The organism is Endozoicomonas sp. 4G (genome assembly GCF_023822025.1).
Lineage (GTDB): Bacteria > Pseudomonadota > Gammaproteobacteria > Pseudomonadales > Endozoicomonadaceae > Endozoicomonas_A.
On the sequence record NZ_CP082909.1, the window covers coordinates 2888632 to 2912335 of the forward strand.

Consider the following 23704-nt stretch of genomic DNA (forward strand, 5'->3'; position numbering starts at 1 on the left):
TCTCTCAGCAGTATTTCAAAACCACAGGAAGCTCAGCAAAGCTTTACTGTCTGAAAACGCACTTCCAAAGTCGTTTGAATTCAAAAGTTTAAATTCAAAAAGAGTAGTTATTTGAATTACTTGAGCTATCCTTAACTGCCAACCTGTATAAATTGACATTATCGACAAATAGGTAGCTTGCGATGAAAACAAAGGTTAGGTTAATTATTTTACTCTTTTTCTGTTTGCTATCATCTTACTCAAAATCAAAAGAGGTACAGTTTAACTGGAATCTGTATCAGTATGATAAGCTACTATTCATCGGTACAGCCACAACATCCATTGATTTTATCCATAGCAGGGCTGTCAGTGGATTCAATCCTGATGAGCCCAATCAATTGTGCGCTAGTTTTTCTGGAAATCATTTTTGCACTTATGAGGTGACAACGACCACTAATGTAGTAGTACATCAGTATAGTCCTGATAATAATATGCCCGATTTTTTTCGCCGTTTCTTAGGAGGTGGCCGTTATGGCCTTACACATAAATCCCATATGTATTACAAACTAAAAGGCCAAACATCAACAACAACACGTAATATTGCTGAATGGTTCTGTTGCGTTTTCTGTAACCCTTGTTTTACATCTTGCGAGAGGGTCACCCAAGACATACTCAACCAGGAAGAAAGAGTGAAAACACTGGGGTCAGCAACCCCAAACCATTTGCCAGAACATGTAACGCTCCATAGTCGTTCTGTGGCTCATAAGACTGTAACACATGAACGTGCAATACTTGGATCTTCATCCATAGAAAATATAGACGTCAATAGCCATATAGTTGATCTTTTCCTTAACACTCCAGAAACACAACAATGGATGATAGATAATCTAAATCCGTCTACCACACAGACGCTGAACCTGATCATTCCCGGATTAATAAATACATCTTCACCTGCCACAATTCTTGTACAAGAGCAAAACAGTGAAGATGATGGGAAACCATCACATTTTGTGTCGTTAAGTTTTCTTCACGGACTTGTCGTGAAATATCACCTTAAAAAGCTATCCAGCAATAATATTCAGGTACTGGCAGTAGTGGTTAGCATTAATGGTTATACCCTGGCGCTGACTATTAATAATTACAATGTTTTAGTTAACCAGCCTCCCCCACATTATGAAGAATCACAGGCACAACAAGCCTGTGATTGTCAAGGCGCATGTAACTGTCCCAGATCAGGGAGCAATGATACGGATGAATCAGGTAATCAAGGTGGCACTATACGCAGTGTATTTTTTAGTCTGGGGCAGTCCAAATGAGCGCTGTTTCCGGATGCGGGAGTTGGTCAGGCGCCTGTCGAGACATCCTCAGTTATGCCATTAAAACAAAGGATTTTTAGTTAAAATCATGGCAGGATATCAGACAACAACAAACAACAAGAGTCTTATATTATGGAACCGATCATTACCACAGACCGACTTATCCTGAGAGCCTTCACTCCACAGGATGCTGATCAGGTACAAATACTGGCTGGGGAAGAACGGGTAGCCAGACTGACTGAAAGCATTCCCCACCCCTACCCTGATGGTCTGGCAGAGGAATGGATTAACAATAATGAAAGCCTGAGAGAAAAAGACAGTGCTTTTGTCTATGCCATCACGTTGAAAGCGTCGGGCACACTGGTGGGAGCCATTGGTTTGAATAACGTCACTCACACCGATGCTGAACTGGGTTACTGGCTGGGTCTGCCCTACTGGGGGCAGGGGTATTGCTCTGAAGCCGGGCAGGCGCTCATAAGCCATACCTTTGAGCAGCTACCCTTCAATCAGATCCGGGCCAGAACACTGACTGAGAACACAAAGTCCGGGCAGGTTCTGGTGAGACTCGGTTTTCGATCAACCTCGGAAATTCTTGAATTAATATCTATAGTGACAACACTCTGTAGACAGTTGCTCTGCTGCATCCAAGCGCCTTACTGATGCCTAGCTTAGAGTGCCCTTCGTCAAACATCTGGACAATCTTTCCGTGCAATGCGGTGTCAGCCGATCTGCCTAAATGTTTTCCGTCGGCTTTCGCTTTAGCCCTGCCTTCGTTACAACGTTGGAGAATACGCTTGCGCTCCATTTCAGCGAAGGCCGCAATCGTGGTGTAAATCATCCTGCCTACATCGCTGTTAATATCAACGTCCCCAAGGTCTAAGCATCGAAGCCCCACGCCCTTTGCCCTAAGTTTGTCGGCTATCTCCAGAGCGTCAACGGTGCGTCTAGCAATACGATCTACTTTAGCAACCACGATAGTATCACCTTCACGGGCGAACTCTATGCAGGCTTGGAGCTGGGCTCTCTTTGCATTCTTACCGCTCAGCTTTTCGCTAAATATCTTGTCACACTTGTATTGCGTGAGCTGGTCAAGCTGGACACCTAAATCCTGCTCTGTTGTGGATACTCTGGCATAGCCTAATGTCATTGCTTTACTCACTGTCTGTACCTGTCTCATAAGTTGTCGAAAGCTACGATACAGTGTCTCAAAAGGGAAAGCAAGACTTAACAGACAGTTATTCGCCTGCATTTCGGTGGTGTCTCAGAGCTTACAACTTGTGAGACAGTCAGGAGGACAATCGAAACCACGGCAATAGCGCAGGGTTTAGGCTTTGTCAATAGGCTAGCATGGGTTCACCGTACAATCACTAACAAGTCTAGCAACAAGCTCTCTCTTGACAACGAGGCGTACACTTATAGATGTAGCGACAAGCCAGCATTGCGTTTTCAGACGGGTTAATGTAAGAGGCAACAGCGTACCCCCCTCCCCCACTGGCACATGGGCGCACGGGGGCACTGGCAGAGGGCGATTTCCCTTATATACGCCCACAGATTTTCCTCACAAAAACCTAGTTCATACAGAGTGGATCATCGGTTGGAATAATGGTTGTCATTCGGGTCTTCAGCTCTGTCCTCACTTTGTCTTTTGTAGCTAGGGTAAACGTGCGAGTCTCCACGGGCGTGATGGTCAGGTCAGAGTCAGCGTCGAGGGCAGCCTTTATCATGAGTGTGGCGGGCGCTCTGGAGTCTCTAGACTTAGCGGCATAGATGATAGTGCGAAGCTGACTGCTGAGCCTCTGCAGCGTCACGCCGAGGTAATAGCGCCCTGTTGATTCATCGGTGAGTTTGAAGATACTCGCTTCAAACTCCGCTGTGTCCAAACAGTCAACCAGAGGCTCGCTAGAACCGTCAATTCGCTTATAGTTCTGTACTTTACTTACTTTCTGGTGGCATCTCTTACAGTGCCCCTTCCGTCGACGCTCCGTCTGCATCTGGCACCGATGGCAGAACTTATCTTCGACGTCTGGTGTCCGATCTGGTATCCGCTGACTATGGCTTGTCAACACTCGTTCATCGACGCAGTGCTCTCGATCAGTCTCACGGTGACTAAAAGCTAGCGCCGCTAGGCCTGATTGCGCCTGCTTCTTGTCCGCCCAATGGAACGGTAAGGACTCTAATTGTTCTATCTTCAGGGCTGACTGTCTGCCAGCTGACAGTGCATTGTTAATCAAGGCTGACTGGCCTCGAAAGTTATTCTCACGACGCTTAGCGTTTACAATTCGCTCACGTAACGTCTTCTTGAGACTATGGATTGTGTAGCCGATGCTAAATAATCCGGTCTTCTGGTCGATTATACGATATACACTGCCTTCAAAAATCATTTCCTCCCAGTTATCGACGGTAACGTCATTGAGCTGGTGATAATGCTGAAGTGTTGATGGGTTTGGCTTTTGCATTGCTTTGAGTTCTCTGCTTTTTGTGAACTATCTGCTCCCCATCTGCACTTACCCTAAATCATTTCAAGAGAATGATAAGCGCAGAAACAGATAGTTCACAGAAAGGTGATTTAGTTGTTACGATTGGGGATCGTTGGCTTGGCTCGACAGCTTTGTCGTGCAAAGGTTTGCGGTGTGTGTTCTTCAGTTTGGCGTATAGTTCTAGCTGTCAGTTATTGCGGTCAGTTATTGCTGTCAGTAAAAGCGGTCAGTGGCTCTCAGAGCTCCATATAGGACGATTCTGAGGCGCTAGGGTAAGCGGTGGTGGCGAATTGCTTGCTCTTTGTCTACAGCAGGATTCGCTTTGGTTTCATGGGGTTGGCTGATTGTTTGGCTGATTGTTGCAGAACGCTTTACTAATGTTAGCTTTAGTTTTCCCTCTTAAGGAAGGATTCACTTGCAACTGGCTGAGTGTGGGAGCCTGTGAGCTCAGGAGCAAACCAACGGTCAATAACTGCTTAACCCGCTTGTTTTGTGGGGTTAGGTGTTGAATTCTCCTATCCGTCCAGCTCCTCAATTTGAGTAAGTTGGATTAGACACTTGTCCTGCTCCGCAATCTCACGGCTGGGCATAGTTTTAGCCGGTAGTTGTGATAATCCAACTTTAGATTCTCCTGTTTCCAGCTTGTGCAACATGCGTTCGACGTCACGTAAAACGTCGTGTGACGTAGTGCGCCTGAACTCTCAGTTCTCCTACATGGTTTTAGCCGGTTTACAAGCCTTGCGGTGAACTCTGGCGATTACCTTCAGTTTGAACTTCCTCAATTTGAGTAAGCTGGATTAGTCCCTTGTCATCGGTCAACATGCGTTCGACGTCACGTATAACTTCCGTGTGACGTAGGACGATTCAAAAGTGAATTCTACTGTTTCCAGCTTGTGCAACATGCGTTCGACGTCACGTAAAACGTCGTTGTGCTACGGTTTACAAGCCTTGCGGTGAACTCTGGCGATTACCTTCAGTTTGATCTTCCTCAATTTGAGTAACATTAATCAAACCCTTGTCCTGCAAGGCTCCAGTATGTTTGCGCTGGTGGCTGAGTGCTTAGCTGAGTGTGGTAGCCTGTGCTAGAACGCTAAGCGACTATTTAGCCTCAAATAGCCGGACTGCTTCCTTAATCCTAGGTAATGCCTGTTTGAATTTCTTTAAGCGGCTACGGCTAAGACTATTCTTCCAGCTTTCCGCTAAGTCCTCTGGCGTGAAGTCCGTCAATAGTAACGTGGAGAAGGCGTTAGTTAGCTTGTAGTTATATTGAGTGAGCGTAATATCACGGAGAAAGTTATCCTCCTGAGAACGTGGCTTATATTCCTTTTTGGCTTTTGGCTCCGTCGTTAATTCAGCGGGTGGGCTGTCGAATACTGACGGGTCGAAAGGCACGGGCTCGACTGTTTTGCGTATCGCATTACGGACTGTTGACTCTGGAATACCTAATGTGCGGGCTGTCTCCCTATTGCTATTGCCTTCGCTCAACAGCTCTGAGATCCGCTCATCCCTAACGGCCTTGGCTTCCTTGTTGAACTCTGCGGCAATACGCTTAGCCATGCTGTTATCAGCGGGGAGACCGCACAGTTCCGCTATCGACGCTGACTGTAACCTGATTAGGTGCTTTTCGGTGCCGTTCGCTTCCTGCTGGTCACAGAGTAGGCGAGCAGCTACACGGCAGGCCTTCGTAATATCTCCTTTCCGTCTGGCTAGAGCGAGCTTGTGAGTGGCGTTAGAACTCAGGGAGGACAGAATAGCGTCACGCTCTGTTCCCTCGCCGACAACATTGCACTTAACAGACGTATCGCCCAGAGCAATATAAGCATCGAGCCTGTGGAATCCGTCGATCAAATAGTAACTGTCGTTAATATCATTCTCTTTGTCTGTAGCCCGCATAACGTCAATCGGGTCGATCTCCTCACCGATTTCCCTTAGCTCTAATATGCGCTCTTGCATTCGTTCCCAGTGCAGCTTTTCTGTGGCCACTCTCTGCTGAGTTTTATCGTTGGCTATAATATGGTGAATAGCAATAGTCAGTGTGGTCATCGTGTCGTTGTACTTCCGTTCCTAATTGTGGACGGGAGTCTAGCACATAGTTGGCTAAGGTGCGCAGAAATATCACCTTGGTATTTTGGGACACCCTAACAGTTAGCTCAGGACTCCAGTATGTCAGGGTCAGCGGTGGCTGATTGTTTGGCTTGGGTTGGCCGATTGTTTGGCTGAGTGTTGCACACGTGGCTTTTGGCTCCGCCGTTAATTCAGCGGTTTGGCTTGGGGTTGGCTTGTGGTGGCCCGATTTGGCATCTTGCCATTTTGGGACACCCTAACGATGAACTCAGAACTCCAGTATGTCAGTGTCACTGGTGGCCGATTGTTTGGCTTGGGTTGGCTGAGTGTTGCAGAACGCTTTACTAATGTTAGCTTTAGTTTGCCCTCTTAAGAAAGGATTCACTTGCAGCTGGCTGAGTGCTGTGAACTGACTGTATAGCTGACGTTGTGGCTGACGTTGTGGCTGACATTACTTCCACCTCCTGAAGATGGGAAGCCTAGTTAGCCAAGGTGTCCAGACAGTAGAACCACCCCGTCTTACTTTTAGCACTCCCCCCGTCTTACTTTTTGTACCCCTTTAACCATCATTAGAACCATCATAAAACCTATATATTAATTAAGCGTGCAAAGTTCGGCTGAAGTTGGAACTTCAGGTGCCTCCCGAAAACAGGCACCTACTCTTTAACGGGCGATAGCTAAACGTTCAACCTGTGCGGCCTTAATCTCTTTGTCTGCTTCCTTCAGTGCGGCAATCTGTGTAGAACTCAGGGAACCGATAGGACTCCCGTTCTCCATAAGCCTGAACTCTTGTCGATCCACCAGCACCGTCAAGCCGAGCTGACGTAACCGAGCGTTAACCCTATTAGCGATCTCAGGACTGCCTACCGATGAATCAATGTCATGCATAATGCCAGCATAGGCGCTGATACGTTCGTTAACGGACAGTTTGGCTTTATGTTCCACCTGATAGGCTTGGAGTTTTGCCTGTGCTTGGCTTTTAGCGGCTATAGAGCCCGTTAGAGTAGCCGTTAGTGCTCCAATGGTACTAGGGTCTACTGTAGTGGCTATCGCTGCCTTAACGTTGTCTATGGCGGTCTGATGCCCTGCTATCGTTTGCTCCAGTTCACGTAATGTGGATGAATGCTCATCGTCATGCTCCGCTGGTGGCCTTGAATCAACGTTAGCCAACAGGCATTTTAGAGCGATCATAGAGTTAGCGTAGGACACGCTGTAGCCACCACCGCAACGGCCTGTACACCGCAAGTAAACATAAGTACCCCGCAATTTACTGTATGTTCTACCTCGACCGCATGTCCCGCATTTAGCCAGACCTTTGAATATATTATCGTTATAGCTGGAGGTGCCACGACGGTTAGACTCTCCGTTCCTGCAATGGCGTAGACTCAGTGCTGCATAATAGGTACTCTCACTGATTACCTGCGGATATATCGCTACAGGCTCAGCGTTAGGATCGCTTGGAGTCCATAAGCCTATGACTGGCGTGCTTACCATAAGGGAACGGATAGAAGATGCTGACCATTCCTTATCAGAGTTTTCATTCATGTAAGCGATTAATTTAGCGTGGGTTACTCCGTCAAGGTATTTTTGGAATAGCTTCTGTATCAGCTCTGCACGCTCTGGTATAACGATATAGCCAGCTTCAGGGCAACGCTTGAGCCACCACGGTATTCGTCCAGCTTTCACGTTAGTCCGGCCTTCCTTCGCCTTTTGCCAGAACCCTTGGCTCCTCTGGCTTTTAATAAGGTTTTCTTCGTGGGCACGATGCAGGTTTACCATCGCTACCATTAGTGCGCCTAAGTTATCTTTGTCTGCTGGAGTGTAGACCTGATTATCACTAACGGTTGCTACCGTCACACCAGCCGCTAACAGTGATTGAAAGGTAGCCATGCCCTGCGATAGCTTGTCTCGACTCACTCGGTCTAATGATTCCACGATTAGTGCGCATGGAGTACTAATGCTGCCTGACTGGACAGCCGATAGGAAGTCTGAGAGCTCGCCTCGTTTGACGTTAGCCCCACGGAATGCTGAGACTCCGAGGTCATTGAAACTAACGTCTGAGAGCGTCCAGCCCTGCTTTATGGCGAACTCTCGGCTGGCTTTAGTCTGACGTTCGAGACTGGAGCCTTTGGCCTGTTGTTGACTGGAGAAGCGGCGGTAACTGTAAGCCTGCATGTTCGGTGTCCTTAGTAACTGGAGTACGAACGTGCAGGGTAGCGCTAGTTAGCACTATGGTCAATGAAGCTTGAAAAAGTAAAAGAGAATATGGATACCGTCACCTATTATGTTCTGGATCGGGGTTATCCGTATTGAGTTGTCAGAAGTTTTCAGACCAGACTGCGAGCTTTATGAACGCTTCGGTTTTGAACCCTGTCCCCCTTTTGGAGATTATCAGGAAGACCCCAACCTCCTGTTCTTTGCAAAAAAACTGTGAACCCATACCACTCGGTATTCTGGATGAATACCGGGCGGTATGGGTGCCATTGATAGAGGGAACCCAAACTCCGTTCAGGATGAACGCAGATTATTCACATCAAACTCATTGAAATGATGTCTAGTATCGATACTCACAAATAATCATTTAAGGAGTCTTCAATGGCATTAGTACACCCTATCCTTGCAGATGTAAGCGCTGGTATATCAGAGTTGAAAAAAAATCCTATGGCGGTTCTTAAAGAAGCGAATGGTGAGACTGTTGCCATACTGAATCGTAACCAGCCCGTATTCTACGCGGTTCCCGCTCATATCTACGAAGCCATGATGAATGCTCTGGAAGACCTGGAATTATCCGCCATCGTTGAAGAGCGTAAAAATGACGAGCGGGTTCGGGTAAATATTGTTGACCTATGAAATGCCCACCTACAGCCTTCTATACTAAAAATGTTTATTTCCAAACATCATAAGAACGGCTCTACAGGGACTGAACCATGCCCACCAGCGTTGAAAACTGCCTGAACACACTCCGTCAGGATCTTCTCCCAGAAAGCATTCCAACAAACCAGCAGGCATCCGAACCTGAAGACAAGCCCCGCTGGTTCGGAAGGCGTATGGTCAGAACAGTTAAGGGTTTCGGTCTTAAACTGGCTGATATGCTCCGGGGCCGGGGCTGGCTCAGCAATAAAAAGGTCAATGAACGGGAAATTCGCGAATGCCGCTGGGCCCGGAGCGTTGCCGGGGCAGGACTGGTTGATGAGCGTTTTATTCCCACCGATCTCCCGGAGCAGGAGCTGGTCGAGCGTAGCAACCTTGCCCGGGAACTTTGGCAAAAAGACCCCTACAGTTTTGCTCTCTGGTGCATTGAAAACGATCAGCCTTTTCCTGAACACTTTCTGGTGGCAGAACTTATTCCCTGGCAGATGGAACAATTTGCCAGCCTAGGCCTTAATCGCAATGATGCCGCTCGCATGTCCCTGCGCCTGAGTGTTGCAGTCAGGCTGCTGCACCCTTCTGAAGCCAGTGGTCAAGAGGAAGATCTGTTAACCATACTGCCAACAGATACCCCGGATGAGACTGAAAACAAGGAGCGATATAACGAAATCCTTCTCAATCTCAATCATGATCAGGAATCAGCCGATCAATATCTGGACAGCTTTATTGGCAACTACCCCCCCCGTGAACAAATCGAGCTTCTGAAAGCCTGCCGGGATGAACTGGCGACCAACCCGGAAAGCCAGCAACTGTCCGAGCAAAACTTGCTGAAAAAAGTGCTCAGTGACCGCCAACAGCAGGAGACCGCTCAATTTCTCGACCAACAACAGGGCAGTGATGACAACCTGATCGATTTCGATACGGAATTAGACGAGAAAGGTCGTCCAAGAAGCTAGACCACACGCCCGCCATCCATTCGTACCACCCGGCCCATACGCTCCAGCATGGCCTTTTTATGGGTGATCATAATGACGGTTTTATCCCGGTATGCGTCCAGAATCTGATTCATCAAATGATCCTCACTCACCGGGTCAAGGCCTTCACCGGCTTCATCCATAACCAACACTTCACCCTTTTTCAAAAGCGCCCGGGCGATCGCCAGTCTGCGCTGTTCTCCCCCGGAGAGCGTCACTCCGCCCTCTCCCAGCCACAGATCCAGCAGATTCTGATCCCCCTCAGCAGCTGCCAGACGATCCAATCCTACTGATTTGACGGTTTCCATCAGCTCGCTGTCTCCGGCTTCGGGTCGGGCCATTTTCAGATTCTGCCTGAGCGTGGTACTGAACACATGAGTCTGCTGGGGAATCACCGTTAATAATTGATAAAGCGCAGCCTCGGAATAATCATTAATGGCAATACCACCCAGCTCAATCCGGCCTTTGAAGCCCGGTAACTGCCGGGTCAGCAGACGGATCAGCGTTGACTTGCCACAGCCGGTTTTACCCAGCAATGCCAGATGCTGACCGGCCGGAATATCAAGATTGATGCCATCCAGAATCGTCGGGGCCGCTGTTTTAACACCTGCCGCAACCGGATATTGGAAACAGACATCCCGGAAAGTCATACCACCTTTAAAAGTATCCGGGATCGTTTGATCGCCAAATTCAATGGCTTCTTCTTCAAGGACTTCCGTCAGCCTTGAGGCGGCCAGTTGGGTGTTTCCGAGAAACTGAAAAGCCCCCGGCAAAGGCATCAAGGCCTCAAAGCCTGCCAGTACGGCAAAGACCGACATCACCATTACCGGCCCGGAAATAACCCCCCGCTGATATTCTCCGGCGCCAAGATACAGCATGATCACCGCTGAAATCCCCGCCCCAGCCACCATCAGGGCACCACCGAGCCCTTCCAGTCTCGACATTTTTCTCTGGGTATGGTGCAGACATTGTTCCGTGGCATCGGTTCGTTCTCTCATCCGGGCTTCTGAGCCATAAATTCTGGATTCGGCCATGCCCTGCAGATAGTCCAGGGCTGCTTGTCTCAGCTCTCCCAGCAGCTCGCCCTGGGCCCGGCCACTTTGGTAACCCAGGCGATAAAACATCACGGGCAGAACAATCAGCCAGACTCCCATAAGCAGTAAAGCCCCCCAGCCCAGCACCGGACTGAAAAAACTCAGTCCAAGGGAGAGCAAAATCACCAACAGTACCGCAGCAATAACCGGACTGAACAGTCGCAGATAAAGCTGATCCAGGGCATCAACATCCGCCACAAGGCGGTTCAACAACTCAGCCTTGCGATAGCGCCTCAACTGAGTCAGGGAAAGGGGGAGCAATTTTTCAAAGAACCAGCTTCTCAGCCAGGCCAACAGTTTGAAGGTAGCGTCGTGACTCACCAGACGCTCAAAGTAACGGGCAGCGGTACGACCGATTGAAAAACCTCTGACTCCGGCCCCCGGCGAGAAAAAATCAAATCTCTGGGCAGTCACAGCCGTCAGACCCGCCAGCGCCGTTGCCGTGATAAACCAGCCAGACAGAGCCAGCAGCCCAAGACTGAACAGCAAGGTCGCTATGGCCAGTAACATCCCTACAGACAAAGCCCCCCAATGCCTGCGGTACAGTTTCAAATAAGGCAACAACTCACTCATCATCCAGACTCCCTGCTAACCCGGCAACAAAAGCTTGCAGCACCGCAGACTCCTGCTTGAGAACACGGGGTTCACCCTCGGCCACCAACTGCCCGTTTTCGAGCATCAGCACCCTGTCCATCGAATCGATCTGCTTGAGACGATGGGTGACCGTAATGACCGTACATTCTGGATCAATGGCTTCCAAAGCATCCAGCACCAGACGCTCGTTGTAGGCATCCAGACTGGCTGTTGGCTCATCCAGGATTAACAGTTTGACCGGCTCAGCGATAGCTCTCGCCAAAGCAATCCGCTGTGCCTGCCCTACGGAAAGATTGCCTCCCTGCTCTTGCAGAAGACTGTTCAGACCCTCCGGTAACTGCTCGACAATTTCCATCGCCTGAGCCTTTGCCAGAGCCCGATTAACCTGCAACTCATCCAGATCACGACCGAAGGAAACATTTTCATAGACCGTGCCATCAATAATCAGGGGTTGCTGACCCAGCCAGGCGATTCTTTTGCGCCAGTGATCCATTGACAGGCTGGCGAGATCCTGTCCTGCGGCCCGGATTTCGCCCTGATAATTCCAGAAACCCATCAGCGTGTTCACCAGCGTTGACTTACCTGCCCCGCTGGGACCAATAATGGCCACCCGCTCACCCGCTGCAATAGTAAAAGAAACGTCCTTCAACAACGCTCTGCCACCGGCACTGCCCTGAACCGTCAGACGCTCTGCAGTGAGTGAGACCGGCGTATCCAAGGCCAGTGAATCCCTGCCCTGATGCAGCTCGGACTCTTCACGTTCAAGCAACTCCAGGATCAACTCTGCCGCCCCCACCGCTTTTGATTTGGCATGATAATGGGTGCCAAGGTCACGCAGAGGCTGATAAAACTCAGGAGCCAGCAGCAGCAGGAATAAACCGGTATAAAGGCTAACCCCGGCACCGTAACTGCCAAAATTCAGATAGCCCAGAAAACTCATTCCCAGATAGACAGCGAGAATAGCAATGGAAACAGAAGCAAAAAACTCCAACACCGTGGACGACAAAAAGGCCAGTCGCAGAACCTGCATGGTTTTATGTCGAAAGTCTTCACTGGCGAACTTTAGCGACTCATGCTCATGACGGGTTCGCTGAAATAACCTCAGGGTTTCCATACCCTGCAAACGATCCAGAAAAAAGCCACCCAGTCGGTTTAATGCCTGAAAATTCCGTCGATTCGCTTCGGCGGCCTTGATCCCAACAAAGGCCATAAACGTGGGAATCAAAGGGGCTGTCCCCAGGAAAATCAGACCGGCAGTCCAGTTCACCGGAAAGGCCACAACAAGGATCACTAAGGGAATTAATACCGCCAGAGCCATTTGTGGAATATAACGGGCAATAAAGTCCTGTAGCTCTTCCACCTGCTCCACCACCATGGTCGACCAGCTGCCTGCTGGCTGTTCAGCAATGACCAGTGGGCCCAGGGCTTTTAGTTTATTGAGAATGGCTTTGCGAATAATCTCCTTAACAGTCACTCCGGCTCTGAACCCGATGACCTCCCGGCCCCAATGACACAGTGCACGCAGCAAGATAATCATGGCCGTCAGAATCAGGTCGTGGATCAAAGACGCCCTGACAGCGTCTTCCATCACGATCTGATGAATCATTTTCGCCAACAACGCAGCCTGGGCCAGAAACAGAAGGCCATTGACCAAGCCCAGCGTGATGGCTGCCAGCAACCCGATCCGGGTAGGGCTGAGTTGAGCTATCAGCCATTTGTAAGCGCGCTTCTCCGTGATACGACTCATAGCAAGGGAAACAACCTGAGGGGAAAAGGAAGGCCATTCTAGCTGAAGCGGTCGTAAGTCAAAACAACTCAACGTATAATAGCCGCTCTTTTAACCCCTCCTTTCTCAGTACTAATTCGGGTTACGATGCTGTCTAACATTCGCATTATTCTGATCAATACCTTTCATCCTGGAAACATTGGCTCCGCTGCCAGAGCCATGAAAACCATGGGACTTTCGGACCTTTGCCTGGTGACACCCCAACGCTTCCCGGATCCCGATGCTGACGCTATGGCAGCAGGAGCCCAGGACGTTCTGGCAGCGGCGAGAGTCTTTCAAACCCTGGATGAAGCCATTGCTGACTGCTCCATGGTGATAGGCACCAGCGCCCGCACCCGCAACCCTACCTTTACCCGCCCCATGCTGACGGCTGAAGATTGCGCCGACAAATTGGTGGCTGAAGCGATCCACCATCCAGTGGCACTGGTGTTTGGTCAGGAGACGATGGGGCTTACCAATCAGGAACTGGAGAAATGTCATTACCATGTCTCCATTGATGCTAATCCTGAATACCCGGTGCTTAATGTGGCTTCTGCCATTCAGATTCTCTGCTACGATATTCGCAGGGCGGAATTACGCAAGAGCCAGCAGGATTTTTCCGATAACGAGACAGAAGAATATCCTCTGGCTCGTGAGCTGGAATATTTCTACGAACATCTGGAAGAAACGCTCAGTGACATCAACTTTATCATCAAACAGCATCCGGGTCTGGTGATGACCCGCCTTCGTCGCCTGTTCAACCGGGCCAGGCCTGAGGCTAAAGAGTTGAATATGCTCAGAGGTATTCTTGCGGCTGTGCAAAAGTCGGCCAACCGTAAAAATACCTCATCAACAAAAGACAGTGGATGACCGTTTAATGACTCACGTATGCAATAAGAAGTAACCAAGTAAGGAAAAAGCGTGTCCAAACAACAAGACCTCTCTGGCTTTTCACTGGGTGTCGTGGCCTTTGCCCTCTGGGGACTGGGGCCCATCTATTTCAAAGTGCTGGAACACGTGCCACCACTAGAAGTATTGGGACACCGTGTGTTCTGGTCAGCTTTTGTATTACTGGTTCTGCTGAAAATAACGGGCACGATGTCAGAGCTGAAACAGATTTTCTCCAGTATCAGGCTTTCGGGTACACTGACGCTGTCGGCTATTTTAATTGCTGGCAACTGGTTGATTTATATCTGGGGTGTGACCAACGACAGGATACTTGAAACCAGTCTGGGTTATTACATCAGCCCACTGCTTAATGTGCTTCTGGGCTATCTGTTTCTGAATGAAAAACTGTCACCACTCAAACAAGTGGCGGTGCTGCTGGCCACTGTCGCCGTCACCTATCAGATTGTGATGTTGGGTATCGTGCCCTGGATTGCTTTTGCCCTGGCTACGAGCTTTGGCCTGTATGGACTGGTGAGAAAAAAGACTCAGGTGACCGCTGTCCCCGGTCTGGCTTTTGAAACCCTGATTCTGCTGCCGGTAACCCTGGGATACTTTTTCTGGATCTACAACAGTGGCAACCACAGCTTCCGGTTCTCGGATATTCATACCAGCCTGCTGTTGTCTCTGGCTGGGCTGGTGACCACGGTCCCCCTGCTGCTGTTTATTATGGCGGCAAAAAAGCTGGCACTGACCACTATCGGTATCTTACAGTACCTGGCCCCGTCCATCTCTTTCCTGGTTGGATTGTTCGTCTATAAAGAGGCGGTGACCCAGGCTCAATTAATCACCTTTGGCCTGATCTGGCTTGCCCTGATTATTTTTACCCTGGATGGTCTGCGTAAAAAGTCATCAGCAGATGCTCAACCTACTGAATAGCTAATTTTTGGTAAAATAGGCGAGGTTATTAGAGATGAGCAATGAAAACCATAACAATTACATAAAAGCCATCTCTAATTCTGAAGACTCCAAAAGTCATAGAAACACTGATAGCGATAGGCTCTCTCTCCCTTTGGATGAACAGTCAATCAAGTTGATTAAAGACATAAAAACCTTTATGGAGTGGGACGTGGATACAGCAATAAATAGCGCAATAACCTACTTCTACAAAACAAGTGAATCTCAAGATATAGCGGATAATGATAATAACGTTGTAACCAAGTCTACGGTTGAAGAGGTAAAATTCACGCCCACATTTAAGAATAAGCAAAGAATCTCAAGAGAGATTGAAAAAAAACAGCTTAACGAAAAATACTATATAATGCTTATTCGTTTTGCACTCAAATCATTTTTTAAAGTTATCGACAGTAAACACTGATGAGTAAAAACACATAATTTCTTGTCACCTAAATTCTCCAAATAGCAATAGTAGCAAGCAAAAAACAGGTATCCAAACTTTAACCTTCAATTCAGAATCGCTAATCATCGTCGCAACCAAACCCGATATATCCTACGATATTCCAACTATCCCTATTTTTGTAAATAGTACTACCATCCCAACCTATAAAACCAACTTCATTCCAGCTAGCTGCGTTTTCATAAATAATTTTTCTGAAAATACTAATGTATCCTATCACTTCTTCTTGATGTGGGGTTTCGTAGAAAATTTTTAAAAAAATACCATAACCCAATTTATTTGTTAGTTCAAAAGCAAAATTTTTTAGTCTGTCAAGGTAAACATTGTTCAGTAATCTATCAGAAAGTTTGTAAATAGTCCGGCCATCTGAACCAATATAACCAATGGTCTTCCAGCTATTGGAACTCTCATATACCAGACATGAAGCAACCCCTAAATTCGATAAGCCTGTAATAAAAAGGGCACATATAAAACTCTTCACAGATTAAACCTCTTATATCTGGTATTAATGTTTACTGAGTTATGATCATTTCTGCTGTTTGAGGACATGGAAAGGCAGCGTACCCTAATCAGTAGCATTCCTGCAAGTTTGCAACTGACAATAAGAGATATGCCATGAACAATGTTAAAGCTACAGCCTATTGATAGAAAATCTAAAAGTAGACTGGATGGACAAGAATTCAAGAGTGAACCTGTGATCCCAAAGTTTCTCGCCAGAATATGCAAAACCAACTGGTCAGGTCCTTATCAGGAATAAATTTCCTGATAAGGGTGCCCAATAATTGATCAATCCTGATTTTCCCAAGACTGACTACGAACAACTGCCTTCTTCCAACCGTCGTACAGTTTAGTACGATCCTCATCGGTCATGGTCGGAGTAAATACACAATCGACGGAAACCTTATCTTTTAGCTCGTCAATGCTCTCCCAGAAACCAACGGCCAGCCCTGCCAGATAGGCCGAACCTGCGGCAGTGGATTCAACCACCGTCGGGCGAACCACTTTAGTGTCGAGAATGTCTGACTGGAACTGCATCAAAAAGTTATTGGCTACCGCGCCGCCGTCAACACGCAGCTGTTTCATTTCGATACCGGAATCCTGTTCCATGGCGTCAATCAGATCACGGGACTGGTAAGCAATGGCTTCCAGTGTTGCCCGAACGATGTGGTTACGGTTGCAGCCCCGGGCCAAACCAAAAATCGCGCCACGGGCATAGGGATCCCAGTAGGGGGCGCCCAGACCAACAAAAGCCGGTACCACGTAAACACCGTTAGCATCGTTAACTTTGGTGGCAAAGTATTCTGTGTCAGAGGCGTCACGAATCAGCCCCAGCTCATCACGCAGCCACTGGACAGAAGCACCGCCCATAAAGACCGAGCCTTCCAGGGCGTATTGCACCTGACCATCAATACCGAAAGCAATGGTCGTCAGCAAACCATTTTCAGATTTAACCGGCTCATTACCGGTATTCATCAGCAGGAAACAGCCCGTACCATAGGTATTCTTGGCCATCCCTTTTTCATGACACATCTGACCGAACAGGGCGGCTTGCTGATCACCGGCAATACCAGCGACAGGAATACGGGTACCGCCTTTGCCACCAATGGCGTTATAGACCGGACGGCCAGTATTCTTATCCCAAACGACAGTGGTTTCACGCTGGTTGGTGATACTCAGGGCAGCAATTTCGTCAGAACGGATACCGGTCTTGGCCAGAACTTCAGTCAGCACAGAGCTTTGAGTCGCCCAAATTTCCATTGGATCATGCTCAACCCAACCGGCCTGGGGGTAGTACTGAGTGAATTCACGCTGTGAAGTGCCCTCGATGTCACTGTCGTGATTAAAGATAATGGCTCGGGAACTTGTCGTCCCCTGGTCCAGTGAAACAACGTATTTTTTCTCAGTCGTCATAATCAATCTTCTTTATCGTTCAGCTCTGCTGAAACGACCATTAACCGACTTTCCCCTGCTGCCAGTAGGCTTCCATTTCATCCAGTGTTAACTGCTGAAACTCACAACCTGCTTCAGCCGCCCTGACTTCCATGGCCCGGAATCGCTGTTCAAACTTGTCACTGGCTTTGCGCAATGACATATCCGGATCAACGGACAGATGTCGTGCGAGATTGACACAGGCAAACAACAAATCACCGGTTTCTTCTGCAACCCGGTCTTGACCCTGCCCTTCGTTCACAGCTTCCCGTATTTCTTCAATTTCTTCCTGAACCTTGTCAAACACCGGCCCGAGCTCTGGCCAGTCAAAACCCACCTTGGCGGCCGCTTTTTGCAGCTTGAACGCTCTGGTTAACGATGGCAAAGCGGCCGGTAATTTTGACGGCATGGCAGACGTTGAGCGTTTCTCACCCTTTGCCAGTTTCTCTTTGTGTTTAATAGCCTGCCAGCTTTCGATCACTTGATCGGAGGTCGTGTCATCATCCGGCGACTTTCGGGACGCCAGCGTTCCATCAGGAAAAACATGGGGATGACGACGCACCATTTTTTCCACCAGCCCGGCAACAACCTGATGGAAATCGAAGTGCCCTGCTTCCTCTGCCATTCTTGAATGAAACACCACCTGAAACAGCAGATCTCCCAGTTCTTCACGAAGGTTGTCAAAATCTTCGCTGGCAATAGCCTCCAGAACTTCACAGGTTTCTTCCAGTGTATAAGGGGCTATCGTCGTAAAATCCTGCTCAAGATCCCAGGGACAGCCCGCTTCAGGGTCCCGCAGTCGGCTCATAAGGTAGAGCAGGTCATTCAGGCTGTTCTGGCTCATTTCCCTTCCTTGCGATGACGCGCGACTTCGATCACGTTGGGCAACTGATTCACCTTGGCCAGCACTTTGCTTAGTTGCTGTAAACTCTGCACTTCAACCGTCAGCAGCATATTGGCTATGTTTTCTTCCTTATGGGTTCGGGTCTGTACCGAGAGAACATTGACCCGTTCGTTAGCCAGAACAATGGTAATATCACGCAACAGCCCCGATCGATCATAAGCGGTAATGATCATTTCCACCGGGTACATGTATTCCGGAGAATAGCCCCAGTTCACTTCTATCAGCCTTTCCGATTCCTGCTCCTGTAGATTCAGGGCGTTATTGCAGTCCTGCCGGTGAATCGTTACACCACGGCCAATCGTGATGTAACCTATGATGGGGTCACCCGGCAACGGTTGGCAGCAACCCGCCATCTGGGTCAGCAGATTACCCACCCCGTCAATGGTGATGGTACTGTCGGAAACCTTTTCCTGGGGCGCACGGGTGCGTATCTCAAACGCTTTTTCTGCTTCCGGCTCCAACTCCCTTTGCGCCAGGGCGACCGCCTGGGTAACGCGATAATCACCAGCGCCAATGGCTGCGTACATATCGTCCATTGCCCTGAAAGGCGTCTGCGGCAGAAGGTCGTTGAAATTAACCCCGGTGAGAGCCAGACGTTTGAGTTCAGCGTTGAGCTGATGGCTGCCATCAATAATATTGGAGTCGCGGTCCTGCTTTTTCAGCCAGTTGGTGATCTTTGCTCTCGCCCGGTTAGTCGTCACATAACCCAGGTCAGGGTTAAGCCAGTCGCGGCTGGGCTGAGCATTGGGTGCGGTCAGAATTTCTACCTGATCACCGGTTTTAAGCGTGTGATTCAGAGGCACGATACGGCCTCCTACCTTAGCGCCACGGCATTTCAAACCCACTTCTGAATGAATTCTGAACGCAAAATCGATGGGGGTAGCCCCCAAAGACAGATCGACCACATGGCCCGCTTTTGTGAACACATAAATACGGTCCGGCTCAACATCAGAACGCCATTCTTCAGCAATACTACCCAGATCACCCAGTTCTTCATGCCACTCCATGACATTACGCAGCCAGTTCAGCTTTTCTTCGTAACTGTCACTCTTGGCATTAACGTCGGTGCCCTTATACTTCCAGTGGGCACAAACGCCTAATTCAGCCTCTTCATGCATGGCTTCGGTGCGAATCTGTACTTCAAGGGTTTTGCCTTCTGGTCCGAACACAGCGGTGTGCAGGGAGCGATAACCATTTTCCTTGGGCGTTGCGATGTAATCATCAAACTCCTGGGGAATATGGTTAAAAAGCGAGTGCACCACCCCCAGGGCGGCATAACAATCCCTGACTTCTTTGGTGATCACCCGAAAAGCACGGATGTCATAAAGATCCCGAAAGTCCAGCCCCTTGCGTTTCATTTTCCGCCAGATGCTAAAGATGTGCTTGGCACGACCATAAACATTAGCCTCTATCTGGGCCTCGTCCAACGCTTGCTTGAGTCGATCGACAACATGGTCAATGTATTGCTGGCGATCGGTTCGCTTCTCGTCCAGCAGGCGGGCAATGCGTTTGTAATCCTGGGGGTTCAGGTAGCGGAAAGAAAGGTCTTCCAGTTCCCATTTGATATAACCGATACCAAGACGGTGAGCCAGAGGTGCATAGATTTCAAAGACTTCCCGGGCTACACGACGACGTTTGTCTTTATCGGCATCTCGCAGAGCTCTGATGGCACAGGTACGCTCCGCCAGCTTGATCAGAGCCACCCGCACATCGTCAATAATGGACACCAGCATCTTACGGACTTTTTCCAGTTGGTCCTGACTCTGGTTCAGCACCTGAGTCCTGGCCGGATTAAGGAGTTCACTGATGGCCGCCATGCCCTGAACATCTTTAATCAGACGAACCACCGTCTTACCAAACTCTTCTTCCACCTGTTTCATGGACAGTTTGCGCTCACGCACAGCACGGTAAAGAGCAGCGGCCACCAGCGTTTCGGTATCCAGTTTCAGTTCTGCAAGGATCTCAACCATCTCAAGGCCGGTACGAAAACAGCCCATGCCGGCAGGCCAGACAGTGTCGGCCTGCTGGCGAGCCTGTTCCTCAGCCCAACGACTGAGTTCACAGGCAGCCCTGAGGCGCTCTGCTCCGGTAACAGCAAAGCTTTCTTGCATACGCGCCAGCCAGGCATCCAGATCGATGGAGCCATCAAAGCGAACGGGGTGATCTTCTCTAACCTTTACCATGCAGGTTTTCCACTTATTACTTTGGAGACACCGCCAGACTGAAGGGCTTTGCCTCAAGACTCACAGCTACAAAGACGAAACTGACTCAATGACCGAAACAGTCTCAGCTGGCCATGACACTGGGTTCACATTTTAAAAATATATTATCTGTGCTTCTTTACCGGGAAAGCCTGTCACTCCCTGAGGCTGGAGAAGCTTTTCGAGGTTAACAATACTGTATTTTCATAAAAAAGCTGCGCAAACAATACATAACCACGCAAATTATACCTACAGCACTGTGAAATTTAAGCACTGTAAAGCAATGAATATGTAAATATTTTTGATCGATTAGAGATCGCATCGGTGTAGTTGAGCAGACAGGTGCAAAACCAAAAACGAATGGATAGACGACACAGAAAACTTCCAAAACGAACGTATAAATTTTATGATGCCCTCAGCATAAATGATAATAATTCAGTCTGTACCACTCTTACTCTATGAAAACATCTTTCCAGACTGTTCAGCGCAGAATTCTTGTTCTGATACTGCTGCCAGGTGCTCTCCTCTCTGTTCTTATGTGCAGCCTCTACCTCTGGACACATTTAACGATGCTGGACCAACAGCTAACCACCAAAGCCAGGGATATGACTCACCGAATGGCGACACTTGTAGTTTATTTAATGGACAACGGTGGGATACAGAGCACCCGTGATCTGGCCATTAATACTCTTGCGGATATCGATATCAGGGCCGTCAGCCTGCTGGACCAAAAGGGTGGGGAACTCGTTCATGCCGGCCCCGACCTGCTTCCTGTCGGCAAGGGCCAATCGCTTCCCGGCGCTCTGTCCTTTTTCACCACACGGGACACACTGAGAGCAATTACCCCCGTGGTTCGAGCCAATGGTGATTCATCTGAAACCATTGGCTGGCTCCAGATTGAATTCGCTTATTCAGAAACACGCATACAAAAACACAGAGCCATGCTGCTGGCCATGATCGTACTGGCTCTGGTCATTGGCATTTACCTGTCTCTGTGCATGAAACTGTCCCGCTCCCTGATCAATCCCATACAAGCCATCACCGATGCCGTGGATAACATCGAGCCAAAAGACCGGGATAGCCGACTGGCAGCCGATCCGGGGAGTATCTACGTTGCGCTGGAGTTAGCCATCAACAAGCTGCTGGAGCGGCTGACTTATTCACGAGAAGCACTGCAAAGAAGCGCTGACCTGTCCACCAATGAGTTACAGGAAACCTTGGAAACCATAGAAATCCAGAACGTTGAGTTGGACCTGGCCCGGAAAGAAGCACTTGAGGCCTGTAAGAGTAAAAGTGAGTTTCTGGCCAATATGAGCCACGAAATCCGAACCCCTCTGAATGGCATATCCGGCTATACCGCTCTGCTGCTGGAAACCGAACTTAAATCTCAGCAACGAGAGTACTTGTCCACCATTGAGAAGTCTGCCCAAGGTCTGATGACCATGCTGAATGATATTCTCGACTTCTCCAGAATCGAGGCGGGCAAGCTTGAGCTGGATAATCAACAACTGAGTATCCGGGAAGTAATCGACGATGTTCTGGCGATTATGGCCCCTGCCGCGCAGCAAAAATCTTTGGAACTGGTCAGCTTTATTTATGAAGATACCCCTGAAGAAATTATTGGTGACAAACAGCGACTCTCCCAGATTCTGACCAACCTCGTGAGTAACGCCGTCAAGTTTACCAATTACGGCAGTGTTGCCATTCGAGTCATGCTGGAGCAAGTGGACGACGCTGGCATCCATACACTTAAGTTCACTGTCACAGATACTGGCTCAGGCCTGACGGCTGAACAACACTCCCTTATTTTCAAAGCCTTCTCACAGGCTGATTCCAGTAGAACACGACAGGCTGGAGGTACTGGCCTGGGACTCTCTATCAGTAAAAGCCTGGTGGAACAGATGCAGGGGGAAATCGGACTCGATTCTGACCTTGGCAGAGGCTCTACTTTCTGGTTTACCCTTCGAACCCAACCGGTAAAAGACGAGAACGTACTGTTTAAGCCGCAACCCATACCCGGCTGCCATCACCTGTTACTTTATGAGCCTCAGGAACTCTCAAGACTTGCCATTGGTCATCAGATACAAAGTCTGGGTTTAAAAGTCACTTCGTTTCACTCTCTGGTCGAACTGCAGGCTTACGTTGAAACTCATCACAACCATGATCTGCTTTTGTTGAGTCAGGGTGATGATTCCCTGAAGCGCACCCTTAGCATCGCTGAAAACTATCGCCAACAAAGCCCTCGCCAACAAAGCCCTCGCCAACAAAGCCCGGTTCTGATTCTTACCATGGCCGGTAGCAGCAACCACCCTGAAACTCTGCCCACAGGAATTCACTGCCTCCTTAAACCCGTAGCCAGAAGCAAGCTCTTGCTGGCCATTCAAGGCATGACTTCGAAAACTCTCCTTGAAACCGATGTTATGCAACCCACCAAAGCGGTGTTTGAGAAACAACTGAATATCCTGATCGTGGATGATAACCCGGTCAATCTTAAGTTACTGGAAACCATTCTGTTAACAATGGATCAGTCTGTAACCACTGCCAACAATGGCTTTGAGGCTATTGAGTGCTGCCATCATAAACGCTTCGACCTGATACTCATGGACGTTCAGATGCCTGACATTGACGGTCTGGAAACAACCCGTCGAATCAGAAAGATCAACAATATCTACCAACGCATTCCTATTATTGCTGTGACTGCTCACGCACTGCTCGAGGAACGCAAGCAGATTCTGCAAAGCGGAATGGACGATTATACGACCAAGCCGGTCAATACCCGGCAACTGGTCTCAACCATCAGTCACTGGACAGGTAACCCGGTGCAGGCTCCGGATGAACCAACCGAAGAACAGGTTCCCGGTCAGCTAAAAACCAACGCCTCACCGATCGACAAAGAGAGGAGCATACAGCTGGCTGCCGGCAACCAGCAGCTGGCCAGGGAAATGCTGGACATGCTACTTGCCGGTTTGCCCGATGATTTGCAGACCATCGAAGAGAGCTTCCAAAACAGTCTCCACGAACCGCTACTGGAGCGGGTTCACCGACTGCACGGCGCCTGCCGGTATTGTGCAGCACCCAAACTTCTGGATGCCTGCCTGACACTGGAAACCAGCCTGAAACAGACCGTTCAGCTCAATTCACCCGATATCGTTCAGGGTGTTGAGGCAGTGATCAAGGCCATTAAAGAGCTTCTGGAATGGCAGCGGTCAAAGGAAGCAGAAGCCATTGCCTGAAACA

The 23704-nt window shown here is 49.0% G+C and carries 18 protein-coding genes; 8 read left to right on the forward strand and 10 right to left on the reverse strand.

Annotated elements, in window-relative coordinates:
- Nucleotides 1-182: 182 nt before the first annotated feature.
- Entirely contained in the window at nt 183-1295 is a 1113-nt protein-coding gene (locus K7B67_RS11235; RefSeq protein ID WP_252180421.1) for a hypothetical protein, read from the forward strand.
- A gap of 132 nt (nt 1296-1427) precedes the next feature.
- On the forward strand, nt 1428-1955 hold the full coding sequence (locus tag K7B67_RS11240; protein WP_252180422.1) for a GNAT family N-acetyltransferase: 528 nt from the start codon (nt 1428-1430) through the stop codon (nt 1953-1955).
- Here K7B67_RS11240 and K7B67_RS11245 read toward each other — a convergent pair.
- From K7B67_RS11245 to K7B67_RS11260, 4 genes are all read right to left on the reverse strand, one after another.
- Complete coding sequence (locus K7B67_RS11245; protein WP_252180423.1) at nt 1900-2442, reverse strand: recombinase family protein; 543 nt, start codon at nt 2440-2442, stop codon at nt 1900-1902. The genes K7B67_RS11240 and K7B67_RS11245 overlap by 56 nt on opposite strands.
- Nucleotides 2443-2863: 421 nt before the next feature.
- The gene (locus K7B67_RS11250; protein WP_252180424.1) at nt 2864-3751 is read right to left on the reverse strand and encodes a hypothetical protein; all 888 of its coding nucleotides are present in this window, start codon (nt 3749-3751) and stop codon (nt 2864-2866) included.
- Nucleotides 3752-4870: 1119 nt separating this feature from the next.
- On the reverse strand, nt 4871-5815 hold the full coding sequence (locus K7B67_RS11255) for a ParB N-terminal domain-containing protein (protein WP_252180425.1): 945 nt from the start codon (nt 5813-5815) through the stop codon (nt 4871-4873).
- A 684-nt stretch (nt 5816-6499) separates the two neighbouring features.
- The gene (locus K7B67_RS11260; RefSeq protein WP_252180426.1) at nt 6500-7045 is read right to left on the reverse strand and encodes a hypothetical protein; all 546 of its coding nucleotides are present in this window, start codon (nt 7043-7045) and stop codon (nt 6500-6502) included.
- Between the two features lie 1386 nt (nt 7046-8431).
- Between K7B67_RS11260 and K7B67_RS11265 the strand changes: the two genes are divergently transcribed.
- Together K7B67_RS11265 and K7B67_RS11270 are read left to right on the forward strand one after the other, a co-directional pair.
- Entirely contained in the window at nt 8432-8686 is a 255-nt protein-coding gene (locus K7B67_RS11265; protein WP_252180427.1) for a type II toxin-antitoxin system Phd/YefM family antitoxin, read from the forward strand.
- A 77-nt stretch (nt 8687-8763) separates the two neighbouring features.
- Nucleotides 8764-9660, forward strand: a complete 897-nt coding sequence (locus K7B67_RS11270) for a hypothetical protein (protein ID WP_252180428.1) — start codon at nt 8764-8766, stop codon at nt 9658-9660.
- Here K7B67_RS11270 and cydC read toward each other — a convergent pair.
- Both cydC and cydD read right to left on the reverse strand, forming a co-directional pair.
- Nucleotides 9657-11348, reverse strand: coding sequence for a cysteine/glutathione ABC transporter ATP-binding protein/permease CydC (gene cydC, locus K7B67_RS11275; RefSeq protein WP_252180429.1), 1692 nt, complete (start codon nt 11346-11348; stop codon nt 9657-9659). The genes K7B67_RS11270 and cydC overlap by 4 nt on opposite strands.
- Nucleotides 11338-13113 carry a cysteine/glutathione ABC transporter permease/ATP-binding protein CydD gene (cydD, locus tag K7B67_RS11280; RefSeq protein WP_252180430.1) on the reverse strand — a complete coding sequence of 592 codons (1776 nt, stop codon included), beginning with the start codon at nt 13111-13113 and terminating at the stop codon, nt 11338-11340. Before cydD ends, cydC begins: the two co-directional genes overlap by 11 nt.
- A 126-nt stretch (nt 13114-13239) precedes the next feature.
- Here cydD and trmJ point away from each other — a divergent pair, with 126 nt between their 5' ends.
- From trmJ to K7B67_RS11295, 3 genes are read left to right on the forward strand one after another with little or no spacing between them, the layout of a single operon-like run.
- On the forward strand, nt 13240-14001 hold the full coding sequence (trmJ, locus tag K7B67_RS11285; protein WP_252180431.1) for a tRNA (cytosine(32)/uridine(32)-2'-O)-methyltransferase TrmJ: 762 nt from the start codon (nt 13240-13242) through the stop codon (nt 13999-14001).
- Nucleotides 14002-14052: 51 nt separating this feature from the next.
- The gene (rarD, locus tag K7B67_RS11290) at nt 14053-14955 is read left to right on the forward strand and encodes an EamA family transporter RarD (RefSeq protein ID WP_252180432.1); all 903 of its coding nucleotides are present in this window, start codon (nt 14053-14055) and stop codon (nt 14953-14955) included.
- 34 nt (nt 14956-14989) lie between these two features.
- The gene (locus K7B67_RS11295; RefSeq protein WP_252180433.1) at nt 14990-15394 is read left to right on the forward strand and encodes a hypothetical protein; all 405 of its coding nucleotides are present in this window, start codon (nt 14990-14992) and stop codon (nt 15392-15394) included.
- Nucleotides 15395-15494: 100 nt separating this feature from the next.
- Here the strand turns inward: K7B67_RS11295 and K7B67_RS11300 are convergent, their stop codons facing one another.
- The 4 genes from K7B67_RS11300 to relA form a co-directional block, all read right to left on the reverse strand.
- A complete protein-coding gene (locus K7B67_RS11300) occupies nt 15495-15914 on the reverse strand; it encodes a hypothetical protein (RefSeq protein WP_252180434.1) in 420 nt (139 codons plus the stop codon).
- Nucleotides 15915-16219: 305 nt separating this feature from the next.
- Nucleotides 16220-17344, reverse strand: a complete 1125-nt coding sequence (locus K7B67_RS11305) for an FGGY-family carbohydrate kinase (RefSeq protein WP_252180435.1) — start codon at nt 17342-17344, stop codon at nt 16220-16222.
- 40 nt (nt 17345-17384) lie between these two features.
- Nucleotides 17385-18206: a nucleoside triphosphate pyrophosphohydrolase gene (mazG, locus tag K7B67_RS11310; RefSeq protein ID WP_252180436.1), complete on the reverse strand. Its 822-nt coding sequence runs from the start codon at nt 18204-18206 to the stop codon at nt 17385-17387.
- Nucleotides 18203-20449, reverse strand: coding sequence for a GTP diphosphokinase (gene relA / locus K7B67_RS11315; RefSeq protein ID WP_252180437.1), 2247 nt, complete (start codon nt 20447-20449; stop codon nt 18203-18205). Before relA ends, mazG begins: the two co-directional genes overlap by 4 nt.
- A gap of 587 nt (nt 20450-21036) precedes the next feature.
- Here relA and K7B67_RS11320 point away from each other — a divergent pair.
- Nucleotides 21037-23700: a response regulator gene (locus K7B67_RS11320; protein ID WP_256484849.1), complete on the forward strand. Its 2664-nt coding sequence runs from the start codon at nt 21037-21039 to the stop codon at nt 23698-23700.
- Nucleotides 23701-23704 lie beyond the last annotated feature (4 nt).

Coding starts and splice junctions, on each gene's coding strand:
- K7B67_RS11235 (WP_252180421.1), top strand. CDS start 183: ATGAAAACAAAGGTTAGGTTAATTATTTTACTCTTTTTCTGTTTGCTA.
- K7B67_RS11240 (WP_252180422.1), top strand. CDS start 1,428: ATGGAACCGATCATTACCACAGACCGACTTATCCTGAGAGCCTTCACT.
- K7B67_RS11245 (WP_252180423.1), bottom strand. CDS start 2,442: ATGACATTAGGCTATGCCAGAGTATCCACAACAGAGCAGGATTTAGGT.
- K7B67_RS11250 (WP_252180424.1), bottom strand. CDS start 3,751: ATGCAAAAGCCAAACCCATCAACACTTCAGCATTATCACCAGCTCAAT.
- K7B67_RS11255 (WP_252180425.1), bottom strand. CDS start 5,815: ATGACCACACTGACTATTGCTATTCACCATATTATAGCCAACGATAAA.
- K7B67_RS11265 (WP_252180427.1), top strand. CDS start 8,432: ATGGCATTAGTACACCCTATCCTTGCAGATGTAAGCGCTGGTATATCA.
- K7B67_RS11270 (WP_252180428.1), top strand. CDS start 8,764: ATGCCCACCAGCGTTGAAAACTGCCTGAACACACTCCGTCAGGATCTT.
- cydC (WP_252180429.1), bottom strand. CDS start 11,348: ATGATGAGTGAGTTGTTGCCTTATTTGAAACTGTACCGCAGGCATTGG.
- cydD (WP_252180430.1), bottom strand. CDS start 13,113: ATGAGTCGTATCACGGAGAAGCGCGCTTACAAATGGCTGATAGCTCAA.
- trmJ (WP_252180431.1), top strand. CDS start 13,240: ATGCTGTCTAACATTCGCATTATTCTGATCAATACCTTTCATCCTGGA.
- K7B67_RS11295 (WP_252180433.1), top strand. CDS start 14,990: ATGAGCAATGAAAACCATAACAATTACATAAAAGCCATCTCTAATTCT.
- K7B67_RS11305 (WP_252180435.1), bottom strand. CDS start 17,344: ATGACGACTGAGAAAAAATACGTTGTTTCACTGGACCAGGGGACGACA.
- mazG (WP_252180436.1), bottom strand. CDS start 18,206: ATGAGCCAGAACAGCCTGAATGACCTGCTCTACCTTATGAGCCGACTG.
- relA (WP_252180437.1), bottom strand. CDS start 20,449: ATGGTAAAGGTTAGAGAAGATCACCCCGTTCGCTTTGATGGCTCCATC.
- K7B67_RS11320 (WP_256484849.1), top strand. CDS start 21,037: ATGCTGGACCAACAGCTAACCACCAAAGCCAGGGATATGACTCACCGA.